The sequence below is a fragment of the Enterococcus sp. DIV0546 genome (assembly GCF_051712785.1).
In the GTDB taxonomy this organism is placed as follows: Bacteria; Bacillota; Bacilli; order Lactobacillales; family Enterococcaceae; genus Enterococcus; species Enterococcus faecalis.
The window spans coordinates 2,215,122-2,231,447 of record NZ_JBIOPO010000001.1; the positions used below are offsets into that span (position 1 = coordinate 2,215,122).

General features: G+C 36.7%; 16 protein-coding genes and 1 pseudogene. 5 read left to right on the forward strand and 12 right to left on the reverse strand.

What is annotated here, in order from left to right; all coding sequences use genetic code 11:
- Positions 1-3: 3 nt before the first annotated feature.
- The gene (gene rpmG / locus IGJ24_RS10695) at positions 4-156 is read right to left on the reverse strand and encodes a 50S ribosomal protein L33 (protein WP_002356408.1); all 153 of its coding nucleotides are present in this window, start codon (positions 154-156) and stop codon (positions 4-6) included.
- A gap of 285 nt (positions 157-441) precedes the next feature.
- Between rpmG and cbpA the strand changes: the two genes are divergently transcribed.
- Positions 442-1,080 carry a cyclic di-AMP binding protein CbpA gene (cbpA, locus tag IGJ24_RS10700; RefSeq protein ID WP_002365057.1) on the forward strand — a complete coding sequence of 213 codons (639 nt, stop codon included), beginning with the start codon at positions 442-444 and terminating at the stop codon, positions 1,078-1,080.
- Between the two features lie 73 nt (positions 1,081-1,153).
- On the opposite strand, the gene murB is transcribed toward cbpA, so the two are convergent.
- Positions 1,154-2,041: a UDP-N-acetylmuramate dehydrogenase gene (gene murB / locus IGJ24_RS10705; protein WP_002387193.1), complete on the reverse strand. Its 888-nt coding sequence runs from the start codon at positions 2,039-2,041 to the stop codon at positions 1,154-1,156.
- Positions 2,042-2,127: 86 nt separating this feature from the next.
- The gene (locus IGJ24_RS10710; protein WP_126254678.1) at positions 2,128-3,042 is read right to left on the reverse strand and encodes a Gfo/Idh/MocA family protein; all 915 of its coding nucleotides are present in this window, start codon (positions 3,040-3,042) and stop codon (positions 2,128-2,130) included.
- 206 nt (positions 3,043-3,248) lie between these two features.
- Between IGJ24_RS10710 and IGJ24_RS10715 the strand changes: the two genes are divergently transcribed.
- The 3 genes from IGJ24_RS10715 to IGJ24_RS10725 all read left to right on the forward strand — a co-directional run bounded on the left by IGJ24_RS10715 (position 3,249) and on the right by IGJ24_RS10725 (position 5,282).
- Complete coding sequence (locus tag IGJ24_RS10715) at positions 3,249-4,004, forward strand: exodeoxyribonuclease III (RefSeq protein WP_002388431.1); 756 nt, start codon at positions 3,249-3,251, stop codon at positions 4,002-4,004.
- Positions 4,005-4,037: 33 nt separating this feature from the next.
- Positions 4,038-4,571 (forward strand): 3'-5' exonuclease, encoded by a 534-nt coding sequence (locus tag IGJ24_RS10720; protein WP_010774685.1) that lies wholly within the window; start codon positions 4,038-4,040, stop codon positions 4,569-4,571.
- 120 nt (positions 4,572-4,691) lie between these two features.
- On the forward strand, positions 4,692-5,282 hold the full coding sequence (locus IGJ24_RS10725; protein ID WP_289865646.1) for a hypothetical protein: 591 nt from the start codon (positions 4,692-4,694) through the stop codon (positions 5,280-5,282).
- A 100-nt stretch (positions 5,283-5,382) separates the two neighbouring features.
- Here the strand turns inward: IGJ24_RS10725 and IGJ24_RS10730 are convergent, their stop codons facing one another.
- The 3 genes from IGJ24_RS10730 to IGJ24_RS10740 form a co-directional block, all read right to left on the reverse strand.
- Entirely contained in the window at positions 5,383-7,065 is a 1,683-nt protein-coding gene (locus IGJ24_RS10730; RefSeq protein ID WP_289865612.1) for an FAD-dependent oxidoreductase, read from the reverse strand.
- 96 nt (positions 7,066-7,161) lie between these two features.
- Positions 7,162-7,725, reverse strand: coding sequence for an alkyl hydroperoxide reductase subunit C (gene ahpC, locus IGJ24_RS10735; RefSeq protein WP_002356396.1), 564 nt, complete (start codon positions 7,723-7,725; stop codon positions 7,162-7,164).
- 240 nt (positions 7,726-7,965) lie between these two features.
- Positions 7,966-8,655, reverse strand: a complete 690-nt coding sequence (locus tag IGJ24_RS10740; RefSeq protein ID WP_082153371.1) for an O-methyltransferase — start codon at positions 8,653-8,655, stop codon at positions 7,966-7,968.
- A 652-nt stretch (positions 8,656-9,307) separates the two neighbouring features.
- Here IGJ24_RS10740 and IGJ24_RS10745 point away from each other — a divergent pair.
- Positions 9,308-10,710 (forward strand): annotated as a pseudogene (locus IGJ24_RS10745) (IS3 family transposase).
- A gap of 75 nt (positions 10,711-10,785) precedes the next feature.
- Here the strand turns inward: IGJ24_RS10745 and IGJ24_RS10750 are convergent.
- From IGJ24_RS10750 to dltC, 6 genes are all read right to left on the reverse strand, one after another.
- Complete coding sequence (locus IGJ24_RS10750; protein WP_010817611.1) at positions 10,786-11,790, reverse strand: lipoate--protein ligase; 1,005 nt, start codon at positions 11,788-11,790, stop codon at positions 10,786-10,788.
- Positions 11,791-11,822: 32 nt separating this feature from the next.
- Complete coding sequence (locus IGJ24_RS10755) at positions 11,823-12,563, reverse strand: MBL fold metallo-hydrolase (protein WP_002356393.1); 741 nt, start codon at positions 12,561-12,563, stop codon at positions 11,823-11,825.
- Between the two features lie 145 nt (positions 12,564-12,708).
- The gene (locus IGJ24_RS10760) at positions 12,709-13,500 is read right to left on the reverse strand and encodes a DUF975 family protein (RefSeq protein WP_002356392.1); all 792 of its coding nucleotides are present in this window, start codon (positions 13,498-13,500) and stop codon (positions 12,709-12,711) included.
- 20 nt (positions 13,501-13,520) lie between these two features.
- Positions 13,521-14,603: a M42 family metallopeptidase gene (locus tag IGJ24_RS10765; protein ID WP_010823133.1), complete on the reverse strand. Its 1,083-nt coding sequence runs from the start codon at positions 14,601-14,603 to the stop codon at positions 13,521-13,523.
- Positions 14,604-14,815: 212 nt separating this feature from the next.
- Positions 14,816-16,090 (reverse strand): D-alanyl-lipoteichoic acid biosynthesis protein DltD, encoded by a 1,275-nt coding sequence (gene dltD / locus IGJ24_RS10770; RefSeq protein ID WP_016615049.1) that lies wholly within the window; start codon positions 16,088-16,090, stop codon positions 14,816-14,818.
- Complete coding sequence (gene dltC / locus IGJ24_RS10775) at positions 16,090-16,326, reverse strand: D-alanine--poly(phosphoribitol) ligase subunit DltC (RefSeq protein ID WP_002356389.1); 237 nt, start codon at positions 16,324-16,326, stop codon at positions 16,090-16,092. Before dltC ends, dltD begins: the two co-directional genes overlap by 1 nt.

The following is a 16,326-nucleotide window of genomic DNA, read 5'->3' on the forward strand; positions in this document are numbered from 1 at the left end:
AATCTATTTCGTTTCTTTATGTAACGTGTATTGATTACAATATTTACAGAATTTATTGATTTCTAAGCGTTCGCCACGTTTACCTTCACTAACGGATTTAGAATAGTTGCGAGAGCCACAAACGGAACAAGCAAGAGCTGCTTTCTTTGTTGCCATGTTCTTCGACCTCCTCTATTCACAAATTTACTTCTTAACAGTACCATTATTCGAAAAAGTTGTCAAAGTTTAATTTACTTTTTAAAGAAGCGCCGTGCCGATTCTTACGTAATTTTTTACCATTATCGCGAATACGTGCTTGATTTCTTTTATAAAATATCTGATTTTTCTTTATTTTCTATTTATTTTAACAAAATTGCTTTTATTCTGAGGTCTCAGCTATTGTTTTCTGCTAAGTTATGATATGATAAATTTATTAAAAATGAACCCTTAGGAGGCCTGTTTATGTTATTAAAATCTGTAGTTATTAAAAAAGATAATTTAACAACCGTCAATGAATCTTGTACTCTAGAAGAAGCTCTTTCTATTTTAGAAGACTCAGGTTACCGTTGTGTCCCAATTTTAGACGAATCTGGAAAAATTTTCCGAGGAAATATCTATAAAATGCATATTTACCGCCATAAAGCAAACGGTGGCGATATGAGTTTACCTGTTACCTATTTGTTAAAAAATGCCACAAAATTTATTTATGTCAACACTTCATTTTTCAAGGTATTTTTTACTATTAAAGAACTACCTTACATTGCTGTTTTAGATGAAAATAATTATTTTTACGGCATTTTAACACACAGCACCTTATTAAATATTTTAGCGCAATCTTGGAATGTAAAACAAGGGAGCTACGTTTTAACAATTGCTTCAGTTGGTCAACAAGGCGACTTAGCAGCCATTTCAAAAATCATTGCCAAATATAGCAGCATCGCCAGCTGTATTACATTGGATGTCGATAGTGAAGAATTTGTTCGTCGCACACTTATTACTTTACCAGCCGGCACAACTGCCGAAACGTGTACAGCCATTGTAGAACATTTAGAGCGGAAAAACTTTAAAGTTGTAGAATTGGAAAATTTAGAAGACGAGTAAAATTTACGACCTTTATCTTAGGATTTAAAGCTAGGGAGGCAAGTCAAAATGACTTACCTCCCTAGCTTATTTTTTAGACTTCTTCACCAATAATTCGAACTTCCGTTTGCAATTCAACATCAAATTTTTCTTTAATCACTTCTTGGATATGTGCAATTAATTCCACATAATCTGTTGCGGTTGCATGATCGATGTTAACAATAAATCCCGCATGCTTTTCGGAAATTTGAGCACCGCCCCATTTTAAGCCTTGTAAGCCAGCGTCTTGGATTAATTTTCCTGTAAAATGACCAACAGGGCGTTTAAAGACACTGCCACAAGAGGGATACTCTAGCGGTTGCTTCAGTTCACGAAGTTCCGTTAATTCATCCATTTGGGCTTTAATTTCTGCATGATTCCCTTTTTCTAAAGCAAACGTAGCTTGCAAGACAATGCAATGTAATTCTTGAATTTCACTATGACGATAACGGAAATTCAGGTCTTCTTTCGTCATGGTTTGGATAGTTCCATCTGCCAACAGCACTTCTGCAGACTGGAAAACATCTTTAATTTCCCCGCCATATGCTCCAGCATTCATATAAACAGCACCACCGACACTTCCTGGAATGCCACAAGCAAATTCAAAACCAGTTAAATCAGCTGCTAAGGCTTCGTAGGTTGTATCAATCAGCTTGGCACCAGCATCCACAATCATGGTGGTACCGGCTACTTTGATTTCTTTCATTTCTGTTAGCATAATCACGACATCGCGAATACCGCCATCACGAACAATCAAGTTGCTAGCATTGCCTAATACTAACCATGAAAGTCCTTGTTCTCGGCAATACGCCACAATCTCTTCGACCTCTTTTTTTGTTTTGGGTAAGGCCAACACATCAGCTGGTCCGCCTGTTTTGGTAAAGGTTACGTTTTTTAATGGTTCATCTACTAATAAAGTAATTTCGTTTAATGTTTCTAACATAGCTTTAGTGTTCACGAAAGTTAGTCCTTTCTTTTCAAAATATCTGTCTTATTCTAGCATGATAGAAAGAAAGTTGCTAGTCCTCTTTAAAGAACATGCCGTTGTTGTTGGCGTAGCATTTCTTCACATAACGCATGACTTTCATAGACTTTTTCTTGTTTTAACTCTTGCTCTTGCGGTTTTTGAATGGCCTGGATGAAAGCAGTAACCATTTGGTAAAAACCTCTTTTTTCCAATGTTGGCGTCCAATCCCCCATCTCTTTTACTTGGTATTCTTCTTCTGTTTGGACGGTCAAATGCGTTAAATTTTCCAAGCGATAAGTACCTGTGGGGCTGGTGACTTCAAAAGTTTCTGTATTGGCCCCAGAGTGTAAATCCATGGAACAAACAATCGTTGTCTGTTCGGTTTCTAATTGTAAAATTGCTCGTTTTAAATAACCGTTTTCTTCCACTAATTTTGACTGCACCACGTGGAGCGGTCCTTCCGCTAAATAAACTGCGGTGTCAACGACATGTAAAAATAAATCATACATCATAAAACTTGTTTCTCTCGTTGTATTGATGCGGTTCTTTTTAATAAAAATTGTTTGTTTTTCAGGAATATTTTTCAATACTTCCGTATAAGGGGCAAAACGACGATTGAAGCCAACCATCAGGCGCAGATTTTTTGCTGCTGCCAATGCTTGTAATTCTTTGACTTCAGCAAGCTCTTCACTTAAAGGTTTGTCCACAAAGACGTGAATACCAGCCTGTAATAATTGGCGAACGACTGCACCATGCACTTTTGTGGCTACATGGACAAAGCAAGCATCAATCTTTGCTTCAATCAATTCTTCTATGGTCCCAACGGTTTCTGTAAAGCCATACTGATCAGCGATTTTTTGTCGTGTTTCTGGGTTCCTAGTTGCTAATACAAACTCTGCCAAGTGGCGGCATTCACTATAAGTTGGCAAATACGCTTTTTGTGCAATATTTCCTAAACCAATGACTCCAATTTTCATTCGTTTGTCCTCATTTCTGCTCTTTTTACTATTTTATCATAGACTACTTCTTTCCAAAAATCAGTCATTTTCTCTTTTTCTTTTCAAGTATTTAAAACTTCTTTAAAAAGTATTAGAATAGAAGAAAGCACCAAGCGACCTTTTCTTTGGTTCTGGTTTGCACTGAAACGAGCAAAAGCGTTTCTTATTTGAAAGGAGTTTCAACAATGAAATGTATTTCTTGGAATGTCAACGGCTTACGAGCGGTTGTTAAAAAGAATTTTATGGATGTTTTTAATGAATTAGATGCAGATTTTTTCTGTTTACAAGAAACAAAATTACAAGCTGGGCAAATTGATTTAGAACTTCCTGGCTATCATCAGTATTGGAATTACGCCGAAAAAAAAGGCTATTCTGGCACAGCAATTTTCGCTAAAGAAGAAGCGTTAAGTGTTCGCTATGGCTTAGGTATCGAGACTCACGATCAAGAAGGCCGCGTGATCACTTTAGAATATCCAGAATTTTTCATGGTCACTTGCTACACACCAAACTCACAAGCTGAACTAAAGCGTTTAGCTTATCGAATGACATGGGAAGATGCGTTTCGTGCCTATTTAAACGAATTAAATCAAGAAAAACCCGTCATTCTTTGCGGTGATTTAAACGTAGCTCATCAAAATATTGATTTAAAAAATTGGAAAACCAATCAAAAAAATGCGGGGTTCACGCCTGAAGAACGGCAAAAATTTACTGAGTTATTAGACAGTGGTTTCACTGATACATTCCGTTATTTTTATCCAGAAGCTGAAGGCATCTACTCATGGTGGAGTTATCGCTTTAACGCACGAAAAAATAACGCAGGATGGCGGATTGACTATTTCGTTGTGTCAGAATCCTTGAATGAACGTTTAGTCAGTGCTAAAATCCATACAGATATTCTTGGTAGTGATCATTGTCCAGTGGAAGTTGTACTTGATTTTTAAGTGTTACTCAACGCGTTGAAAGGAGTTTTTTTAATGAACTTTTACGCTTTTGACTTTGAAACAGCTAGTTATGATAAACATAGTGCCTGTTCCATTGCAATTGTTAAAGTAGAAAATAGTCAGATTGTGGATGAATTTTACACGTTAATCAAACCAGAAACACCTTTTTTCTGGCGAAATACGCAAATTCACGGCATTCATGAATCAGATGTTGTCAATGCGCCCAAATTCCCTGAAGTATGGCAACAAATTCAGCATTGTTTTCAACCAAATCGGTTAGTGGTCGCTCACAATGCAAGTTTCGATTGTAGTGTTTTGGCTGGCTGTTTAGATTACTATGGCTTAGAACAACCTAATTACCTTTCTTTATGTACAGTCAAAACGAGTCGCAAACTGTTTCCTGAATTTCCTAATCATAAATTAAATACCGTTTGTGAAAACCTCAATATCACTTTAAATAATCATCATGATGCTTTAGAAGATAGCCGAGCTTGTGCCGAAATTCTTTTACAGCAAGAACAACGATTTGGGGTTGAACCTTTAAAAAAATTAGTATTGGTGAAATAATCCAGTTCTTGTTTCCAGCAAGGGCGTTATCTCTTTCAGTAGCTAGTTGGCAGGAGATAACGTCTTTTCTTTTACATAACTTTTCCTCTAGACCAAAAATTTTTCAGAAAGGACGCGATGATGTATTCGATTCTTTACTTATTCACAGACTCTCTCAAAAATGCGTGGCGCTCAAAAAACCAATTTAGTACGTTGATTCTTATCTTTATTATTAGTTTTCTGACTTTTTCTGCTCTATTATTGACTTTGTTGTTTTCTCGATGGCTTTCACAAATGATTCTTCTTGATAATTATGCAGTGATTCCTCCCTTGACAATTTTCAGAGGTTTGGCTGGAATCAGCGCTGGAACACTCTTTTTCTTCCTGATTAGTTATATTTGCCGAACTTTCTTCCTAACTTTTTTAGAGCAAAAAAACGACTTACTGATCTTAGCTCTTTTAGGTACGACAAAATTACAAATTTTAATTAGCTATGCCTTACAACCCCTCTATTATTTGATTTTTGTTTTGCCTTTAGCTGCTTTTCTAGCCAATAAGCTCATTCAACAGTTTATCCATGATTTTTTCAGCGAGGTACCTGGTTTAATGCATATCTATAGCTACATGCAAGGTATCTTTTTACCACTAACAGGAAGCCTATTGTTCATTTGCTGTTGTGTCTTTTTAATTCTTTTTAGGAAACTCAATCGCCTAATCAAAAGAGATACTTGACTAACTATGCGAAAAAAGTGAGAAATACGTCATCTCGACGTATTTCTCACTTTTTTGAATGACTTAGGTTCTTTAGGTTAATTACTTTTTTCCGCCTCTTTTAAGCCAAGGCTTCAATAATTTCGGTCATTGTTTTTGAACCAAAAATCATTTGTTCGCCATCAATTAGCATTGCTGGAACGCTCATAATTTTCTTTTCTTTTTTCAACTCTGGAAATAGACTAATGTCCACCATTTCTGCTTCCACATGAGGATTAATTGATGCAATACGTTGGCAAGCCGCCACGACATCGGGACAGAAATAACATGTTAGTGAAACAAAGATTTCTATTTTTCTTTTTGGCAATGCAAGTATGTTCTTTTGCAGACTTGCTTCTAACGGCTGCCCCTCGCTGCCGACATTATAAACTGCCAAAACCAACGAGTTTACTTCATGGCCACTAGGAATACCACTAAATTTAATTCCTGTATAGTTTCCTGCCGCATCTAAGAGCACAACGCTAGGCATTTTTTCAATCCCATACAGCAATTCTTTGGCTGGCTCAGTATCTTTCAAAATCGTTTCTAAAGTAATCTTCTGATCCAGACTTGCAAATTCTGTTAAGAATGACTGAAGTTCCAATGATTTTTCATCACTTGCATCCAAAAACTGAAGCAATGTCACTTTTTTGGTTAGTTTAGCGAAAATACCGCTTAATTGTTGGCGCATACTTTCTGGGAACCACTGATGCTTACCAGTAACTTTCGCTGGCTGTTTTTCTTTTGATTGCTGACTGTTTGTTTCAGGGGCAGATTGATTAGCTAATCGTTCAGTCATTCGCTTCGTTACAATCGGTTGGCCCGCCTGTGTTTTTTGTTCTGTCACGTAACGTTGCGCATGAGTGGCGGCAATTGCACCGTCTGCAACCGCCGTCACAATTTGACGTAATTCTTTTATTCGTAAATCTCCTGCTGCATAAACTCCAGGAATATTGGTTTCCATATTCTCAGTTGTTGGCACATACCCACGGTCTAAGGCAATTTTTCCTTCAAAAATTTCTGTACTTGGTTTATTTCCAGCAAAAACAAACAGACCAAATGTACTGTCTTTTGGTGCTTCATAAACCGTTTCTTCTCCCGTCTGGTTATTGACAAACACAGCTTTCCGGACAAAATCATCTCCCGTAATTTCTTTCACTTCTGTGTTATAAACAATCTTAATTTTCGGGTGATTTTTGGCCGCCTCCGCAGTTAATTTTGCACATGTAAAATCGGGTTCTCGGATAATCATCGTTACTGATTTACCGTAACGTGTCAAATAAACGGCCTCTTCCGCTGCTGCATAACCGCCACCAATCACAAAAATATCTAGGCCTTGGAAAAACTCCCCATCACAAGTAGAACAATAGGCCACGCCGCGTCCTGTAAATTCACTTTCACCAGGGAAACCAATTTTACGAGCAGAGGCCCCTGTCGCAATCAATACTGCATATGCTTGGTAGGTTTGACTCGCCGATTGAACAGTTTTTATCGTTTGACTAAAATCAACATCAATAATCTCGTCTTTTGTAAAAGTTACACCGAAGTCTTGTGCTTGAATGCGCATTTCTTCCATTAGTTCTGGACCTGTTGTGTGACGAATCGCTGGATAGTTCACAATTTCAGAAGTCGTCGTTACCTGTCCGCCAATTTTGTCTTTTTCAATAATTAAGGTATCCATCATTGCGCGACCTGCATAGATACCTGCAGATAAAGCAGCTGATCCGCCACCAATAATAATCAAATCGTAGATTTCTTCTGTCACTTGCTTCTCCTCTTTCTTCTGTGTTTCAGAAAAAGAGCTGAACAAAACATTTTCTCTGTTTTATCCAACTCTTTGACCTCTATTTACAAAGTGAATTTAAATTTTACCAACTAAATCTAAGCTTGGCGCAATTGTTTCTTCTCCTGGTTGCCAATTGGCTGGACAAACTTTATCACCATGTTCTGCTACAAATTGAGAAGCTTCTAATTTACGAACAAGTTCTTCAGCATTACGACCAATACCCATGTCGTTGATTTCATAAGATTTGATCTCACCTTCTGGACTCACAATAAATGAAGCACGGTAAGCCATTCCAGAAGCTTCATCTAAAACGCCAAAGAAACGAGCAAGTTGACCGTTGGGATCGGCTAACATTGGATATTTAATTTTTCCAATCGTTTCTGTAGCGTCAGCCCATGCTTTATGCACATAATGACTATCTTCTGAAACAGAGTAAACCTCACAATTTAATTCCTGTAAATGCGCATAATGCTCTTGCATATCCCCTAATTCCGTAGGACACACGAAAGAAAAATCAGCTGGATAAAAGAAGAAAATACTCCATTTTCCTAAAATATCTTCTGTTGATACTCGTGTAAATTCACCATCGTGATAGGCATCACATTCAAAGTCAAAAAGTTTTTGATTAATTAAATTCATTGTCGTTCCTCCTCTGTTTTTTTACTCTTTAAGGATAACAGTTTATAATTATTCCGTCAATAGAATAATTATAAACAAAAGAGGTTTTATTAACACATAATACTGTCCTATTGAGAATTTTATGATTATCATTCTCAATTAGAAATAGCGAGATAACTTTTTAAATAACATAAAAAAGAAAGCGAATCATTAAAAGAACTTGCTTTTTAATGATTCGCTTTCTTTTTGTGAAGACATTCTTTAACTATCTAAAATAATCGTTTCTTTCTCTTTGGTAATTAAAATAACTCCATCACCAAGAGGAACTAAAGTAGAAGTTAAATCAGGGTGCGTCATGACTACATCTAAAAATTGGTTTAATTTACGATGAATCGCTCGATTTTTTTTCGGTACTTCCTCAGCAGGGTCTAAAATTGTCCCAGCTTGAAATACATCATCCACCATTAAAACGCCGCCAACTGGTAGCAACCGTAAACATTCAGGTAAAAATTCAATGTATTTTGATTTGGCACTATCCATAAAAATAAAGTCATAAGGTCCTTCCAACGTTGGTAGAATCTCAGCTGCTTGTCCTTCTAAAAGAGTGACCTTTTCTTCTAAGTCTAGGCGTTGGTAGGTTTTCTTCGCTTTTTTTATCATTACGTCAAAACGATCAATCGTGGTCACGTGACCATCTTCACCAACAAATTGGGCCATCAAGCTTGAAGAAAAACCAATTGCTGCCCCGATTTCTAAAATATTTTTGGGCTTTAGTTGTCCTAGCAAAAATTGTAGAAAAACTACTGTTTCGTGCGGAATAATCGGCACCCCTGCTTCATTGGCTTCCGCCTCCACTGCACCTAATTCTCCGGGAAGTTTCTTTTGTTTTGTACGCATATACTCAACCAATTCTGGTTTAACGACTGGTCGATGCATCATTTCGTTTCTCATCACTTTCGCTCCTTTTCGTCCCTTTATTATACGAAGTCCTTGTTCCTCTGTAAAGGATTGAAATAGGATTCTTATTATTTGTTTGAAAATAACATGCACATTCTTAACTTCCTAGCTAAATGCGGATTACTTCTTGTAAGCACATTTTTTCTTTGTTTCTGCTATTTTTTATTAAGTTTTAATTAGAAAACGTCAAAAAGTAGCCCTCAAGAACATACTTATTGATTTTTTCTCGTTATTTCTTATAAAAATACTTCTACATATGTTAATATTTTCCCTTAAATCACTATTAATTCTTGCTATTTCAAGCCCCAAAACAAGCCTATAACCTTGCCAAAATAAGAAACGTCAAATTTTACTACTTTGTCTGTAAAAATTTGATATCACAAAAGAAAGGAAATCTTGTATACTCTTTACAGATAGTGATTTATAGTGAAGCACATAACCAAATTCCCGGACTTGACTTGGTTCAAGTACATATGCAGGCGAGCTATTTGATAGTTCCCTGATAAAAATCGTTTCGACGATTTTGCACATAGCACTACCTTTCTAAAAGCTAAAAATTATTTTTAGCTAGAAAAAAGACAACCGTTTGAATGAGCCGACCCCCAAAAGTTAGACCTAGAAATCTAACTTTTGGAGGTTTTTTTGTATGGCAAAATACAGTTTTGAATTTAAACTTAAACTTGTTCATGACTACTTATCTGGTCAAGGAGGTCTAAGGTTTCTCGCAAAGAAGTATGGGTTTAAAGATAGTTCTCAAATAAGCAAATGGATAAATGCCTATAAAGAACTTGGTGAAGAAGGCCTACTTCGCAGTCGAAAAAATAAGAATTACTCTGTTCAATTTAAGCTAGATGCGTTAGAGTTATATTTAACAACAGAGTTGTCCTATCAAGAAGTAGCTAATCTTCTAAAAATGAACAATCCATCATTGATTGCGAATTGGCTTAGAACGTATCAGAAGTTTGGTATAGAGGGACTCTCTAAACAGAAAGGACGTCCACCTACCATGTCTAAAAAGAAACGAAATGAACCCCAACCACTACCAAGTGAACGATCTCAAGTAGAGAAACTAGAAAAAGAAAATAGAATGTTAAAAATTGAGAATGCCTATTTAAAAGAATTGAGGAGACTGCGTTTAGAGGACGAACAAAAAATGAACGAATCGCACGAATCATTCACAGTCTCCGAAGACACTTTCGATTAAAAGATATTTTGGAAACCCTAAGGTTTCCAAAATCTACTTACATGTACTGGCAAAAACGCCTCGACAGAACAGCTTCAACACAAATCATTGAAGAAGAAATTCAAGCGATTCGTAAAAAACATCAACATTATGGCTATAGAAGGATGACCCAAGAATTGAAACGACGTGGATTTCAAGTGAATAAAAAGAAAGTCCAGCGATTAATACAAAAGTTAAAGTTACAAGTCAAAGCTTTTACTAAGAAATCCAGAAAATATAATTCCTATAAAGGAACCGTTGGTAAAATCGCTAAAAATTTGATTCGTCGCCGATTTAAAACTTCTGTTCCTCATCAAAAAATTACAACTGATACAACTGAATTTAAGTACTTTGAAGCAGATAACGCAGGCATCTTTCGTCAGAAAAAACTATACTTAGATCCATTTATGGATATGTATAATAGTGAAATTCTAAGCTATAGCCTTTCTACTCAACCAAATGGTAAAACAGTTATGGGAGGTCTGAAAGAAGCAATTTCTCAAACAAATGATTGTCCCTATCGGCGCACCTTTCACTCTGATCAAGGCTGGGCTTATCAAATGAATGTCTATATACAAACATTAAAGGACAACAATATCTTTCAAAGTATGTCTCGAAAAGGAACCTGTTTAGATAATTCTCCTATGGAGAATTTCTTCAGTATCCTAAAACAAGAAGTGTACTATGGAAAAATCTATCAAAGTCAAAATGAATTGAGAGAAGCAATTGAGAACTACATTTATTATTACAATCATCACCGAATCAAGGAAAAACTTAACTGGAAAAGCCCAGTAGAATTTCGACAATTCAATCAAAAAACTGCATAAAAAATAGAGTGGAAAAATCCACTCTATAAAAGTCTAACTTTTTGGGGTCACTACATGAAACGGCTGTCTTTTTTTTTAATAAATTAACCCAAGCAAATCTTCTTTTTCGATATTGCCAAAGTATTTTTTAACGTCAATTTGATCAATGGCTTCTTCTAAAGAAGCTTTATCATATTTCACGCCGGTTAAAATATCTTCAACATCTTTAATTTCACCAAGCCCAAAGAAGTCCCCAAAGATTTTAATTTCTTGAATGACACCATCCGCCACATTCATTTTCATTTCAATTGAGCCAATTGGAAAACGATGGCGACGTTCTAAGTTAAATGCAGGTGATTTACCATAATTCCAATCCCAATTGCGATAGTATTGCTCTGAAATTTTGTTAATAGCCGCCCAGTCTTGATCAGTTAATTCATACGTTTTAACTTGGTCGATCGAATCTACGCCGAAAATTTTCAAAAGAATTTCTTGGCGGAATTCTTCCGTTGTCATCTCTTGTTTATCTTCAGATAAAAATGGTTTAATGTTTGTTACCCGTGAACGAACAGACTTGATACCTTTAGATTCGATTTTATCTTTCCGTACTTTCAATGTATTTACAACTTCATCAATATCACTATCAAACATTAAGGTTCCATGTGCAAACATGCGGCCGTTGGTAGCGTACATCGCATTTCCTGAAAACTTCATATCATTAATCACTAGGTCATTGCGCCCTTTTAATTCGGCACCTTCAACGCCTAAGTCGTGCAATGCTTGAATAATTGGTTGGGTAACTTTCGCAAAATCACGGAAAGAGTTGCCGTCATCTGGCATAATAAAACTAAAATTCAAATTACCATGATCATGATAAACGGCGCCGCCGCCACTTAAGCGACGAACAACATGAATGCCGTGCTCATCTACATATTCTTTGTTAATTTCTTCAATTGTATTTTGGTTACGGCCAATAATGATTGACGGCTCGTTAATGTAAAATAAAAGAATGGGCTCATCTAAAGGCATTTCTGTTAACAAATATGTTTCAATTGCTAAGTTCACTCGTGGGTCATTATTTTCATTCGGTACAAAAATCACAATCGGTTCTCTCCCTTGGTATAGTTACTTTTTTAAATCTCAACTGTTAAATCTGGTTGGGCTAATGTCACTGGAATTTCCGTTCCAGCATAGTTTTGCGCTTCTTCACGTAGTTGTTCCAATGACCCATGTTGTGGTAAATGGGTCAACATCAATTGTTTGACTTGTGCTGCTTTGGCAATTTCACCCGCTTCTCTTGACGTAAAATGTGCATGATGTCGTTCATTACCTTCAAATAAGTACGTATCCGCTAAGAATAAATCAGCGTCTTTTGCAAAGTCTTCAAAACTTGCTAAGTAACCAGAGTCTCCTGTAAAGACAAAGACTTTGCCAGTCGCTTTTTCAACAATCCGCATCGCGTAACAAGTGACAGGATGAATCGTTTCCATGAAAGTAATTAAAAATGGTCCTACTGCCAACTCTTCTGCTTCAAAATACTCTTTCCCTTCGGAAACGTTAGGAAGCGTTAGTTCTTTGAAATGCATTTGATCTTGTGTATGGCCATATATTGGCAAAATAGGCGTCGGTTCCAGCGTTGGATAAAGCTGACGATAATATTGTAAAACACCTAAATCTGCGATATGGTCATGATGGTAATGCGACAGAATGACAGCATCTAATTTCAATGGATCTAGATAGTTTTCTAAACGCACTAATGTCGTACTGCCTGCATCAATAAGCAAATGAAAGCCTTCAGATTCTAACAAATAGGAACTCGTTCCTTCTCCTTTGTATGGATAAGCACCTAAACAGCCTAAGACAGTCAATTTCATGTGTGGACAACCTCCTTCAATACGATACTTCCATGTTACCATAAAATAACGGAAAAACGAGGTTAAAACGCTTAAATTTTCACAAAAAGACCAAAGAAAAAACCTGAACCCTTTGTCGAGATAACGAAGGATTCAAGCTTCTTTTTTATTCTTCGGCTAAACCTTTTTCTTCTAAGGCAGTTTGATAAAAACTAGCTAACGCTACATAGTTATAAGGAATCACCCATAATAGACCGATACCAATAGCTAAAAAGCCCACAATATACCAACCAATAAAAGAAAATTGTAAACATAAATATTGCCAAAAACGATTTTTCATTAAATATAACGCCTGTTTCAACGCCATCATAATTGGCAGTTCTGGATTATCAAAACGTAGCCACACAGCAAATTGAAAAACGCCACTCACAAATAAGCCAATTAAAAAGATTAAGATAGAGGCAACGCCAAACGCTAGGAAAAAGGAAAAATCATTTAAGAAAAAGGCTTGGATTTCCTCTGGTGTAACTGTATTAAACATCAATTTGAAATACAAGGTTGTCCCTGCCCCAAATAAAATTGGTAACAAAAATAACAAACCAATTACACGTTCAAGTACTTTTTGAAGTAGGTTGACCACAAATAGCGGACCATAATATTTTCCTTGAAAAACACTCATTAAAATATTGACCCGCACCTTTTCACCACGTAACACCTTCAAGGCTGCGTAATATAGCGCATAACTTAACGCGAATAAAACAAAAATTTGCAGTAATACTGCGGCAAAACTACTTTGAAAAACTTGATTTTCACCAGAAAATAAATTTTGCACAATCGATGTTAAGAAGCTCTGTAAAACCACTCCTAAGAAAGTTAACCAAGCCATGATCCCCCATTGCCCATCAAGGGCTCTGCGAGCATTGGCACGATGTTGCGAATTTGTTACTAAACTTTTCATTCATTCCATCCTTTCTGAAACTAATAACTAGTCAATTTAGCGACTGTTTCTTTATCTAGACGTTTCACCACTTCTGTGACTAATTTGACTGTGTTGAAATAATCATCTTCATGAATAACTGAGGTATGTGAATGCAGATATCTAACAGGCACCGTGATGGCTAATGATGGAATCCCGTTGCGCGTTAAATGCATGCGGCCAGCATCCGTACCTCCCCCTGTAATCACTGTATATTGGAAGGGAATGTTATTTTCTTCCGCCACTTGAATAACAAAATCACGTAATTTTTTATGCGGAATCATTGATGCATCATAAATCAAAATTTGTGGCCCTTCACCTAAAACAGAGTCGGCTTCTTTAGGTGTCATTCCTGGTGTGTCACCAGCTGTTCCTGTGTCTAAAGCAAACGCTATGTCTGGATTCACAAGATGCGTACTTGTTTGCGCACCGCGTAGCCCGACTTCTTCTTGCACATCACTGCCTGCAAATAAAATATTGGGGTGCCCTTCTGTCGCTAAATTTTCTAAAACTTTTAATGAAACGGCCGTACCAATTCGGTTATCCCACGCTTTTGCCAATAAAAATTTTGTATCATTCATGCGACGATAGTCAATATATGGTGTCACCATATCCCCTGGATGAATCCCCCATTCTGCAACTTGTTGATCGCTACTTGCACCAATATCAATAAACATATCTGCAATCTCATAGGGTTTGTTACGAACTTCCGCTGTTAACACATGCGGTGGTTTAGACCCAATGACACCATGGTAAACCTTACCAGTCGTAGTTTTAATCTGAACTTGTTGGGCCAACATAACTTGCCCCCACCAACCGCCAACGGTTTGAAATTTTAAAAAGCCTTTTTCTGTGATTTGGGTAACCATGAAACCGACTTCATCCATATGCCCAGAAATGTAGACTTTTGGTCCTTCTTTATCACCAACATTTTTTGCAATAATACTGCCAAGGCCATCATATAAAAATTTATCCGCATACGGTGCTGCATACTTTTTAAATAACGAACGTACTTCGTCTTCATTCCCAGCAATCCCTTTAGCACTTGTTAAATCAATTAACATTTTTTCTTCTTTTACATCCATAAAAATAACTCCCCTCAAAAACCAATTTTATCCATTATACCACGAACTAAAAAAATACTTACAAAAAATAAATTGAGCAACGTTCTCCACTAAAAATAAACGAAAAAACAGCCTGCACGCTCGTTATTCAACGGCAGGTACAGGCTATTTTCATTGTTACGAAGCGCTTCTAGTCCGCTTCAGATAATTGGTACTTGATCCATCTTGCCTTCTTAAAATTGAGGTAAGACCAATGGATTTTGTTGTTGCCAATCTGTCTGATAAAAACGATCATCAATTTGATACGCTAACTTTTTAGACGCAGGTTGTTTCATAAATTCATCTACTTGACGATCAACAGCGAGCCAACCACGCCAACCTAAATGAATCGTGTCCGCCATAAAGTAGCGTTCATTACTACATGTTGAGAAGTCAGCAATGTTAGTAAACCCTTGCTCTTGAAGTTGATATTTCAGCTTGCGTGCTACTTGTTGCAACATATCTTGTGACAAGCCCGTATAGTCCGACCAACGTTTGTTAACAGGTGGGATTACAAATAAAACATCGACATTTTTTTCTGCTAACTGTTCTAACGCAGCTTGGAAATCACCATATTCTGGAGAAAAACGGTAATCCCATTTCTTTTGTGAATGAGCTAATTTCGGTAAAACTGGTTTAATCCGTTGGCGATAAAAACCGTTACTAATTTCAAATTTATTATTATTAATGGCTTTTACCGCAATTTTTCCAGCTAGCTGATCTAATTCATTAAAATTATACGTAGCAGGTAATTGTTTCATATCTTTTTCAACAATTGGTTCTCTGCTAACCATGCCAATTTGGCTAAACAATTCATCTTCACGATTCAAGAAACGGAGATTCATTATAAAATAATCTCGTTGAGAGCGTTGGGGAAGTTGCCCTGCCTGCAGATTTGCCAAGGTTTCCATTAAGACTTTGTCTTTTTGAACAACTGGAAATTTGGTCAAACGTTGTGCTAGATATTGGTCACCGCTGGTTAATTCGGTTAAATTAGCTAACCATTGATAGGTTTGTAATTGTGAATAGTGTGCACCAAAACTATCATTAGGTACACCCTTTTTGACAAACCATTGCGGAGATAAAATAAAGACCGCTTTCTTATTGGCAATCGCATCGCCCATCGAATGAATGACCATTGCTTGGGTTAATGACTGTGTGCCCGCTTCTCCTAGTAAAAACGGTCGGTAGTTCCGTTGATACTTTTCAGAGAGCACACTAGGGTGGAAAGCACTAAATCGACTTAATTCAGAAGAGCCAAAAAAAGGAACATATTTACCAGAAGCCACTGCTTTGTTTTTAATCACATTGCCTTTTAAAACGTTCGGTGCCATTGACGTTGATGCTTCCTTCAACGTTTTTTCGGAAGTTAAATTGATTCTGAACGGTGCAAAAAAGAACACTGCAACCAAGACCGCTGAACAAAGCACTGGACCTAAGATTCTGATTAGTCGTTTTTTTCTAGACATTATTGTAAAGCTTCCACTTGTTGAATGATTTGTTTTGGTGTTCCCCATACTTCACGGTCAAAGTCTGATACAGGAACTTGGATTCCTAATTGTCCTTCAATTTCTACTAATAATTGAACCGTCGCTAAAGAGTCCAATAATCCTTCTTCAAATAATTGAATGTCTTGATTGTTCACAACTTCGTCTGTTCCTGTAATATCTTCTAAAATGTTTAATACTGTTTCTTGAATGTTCAT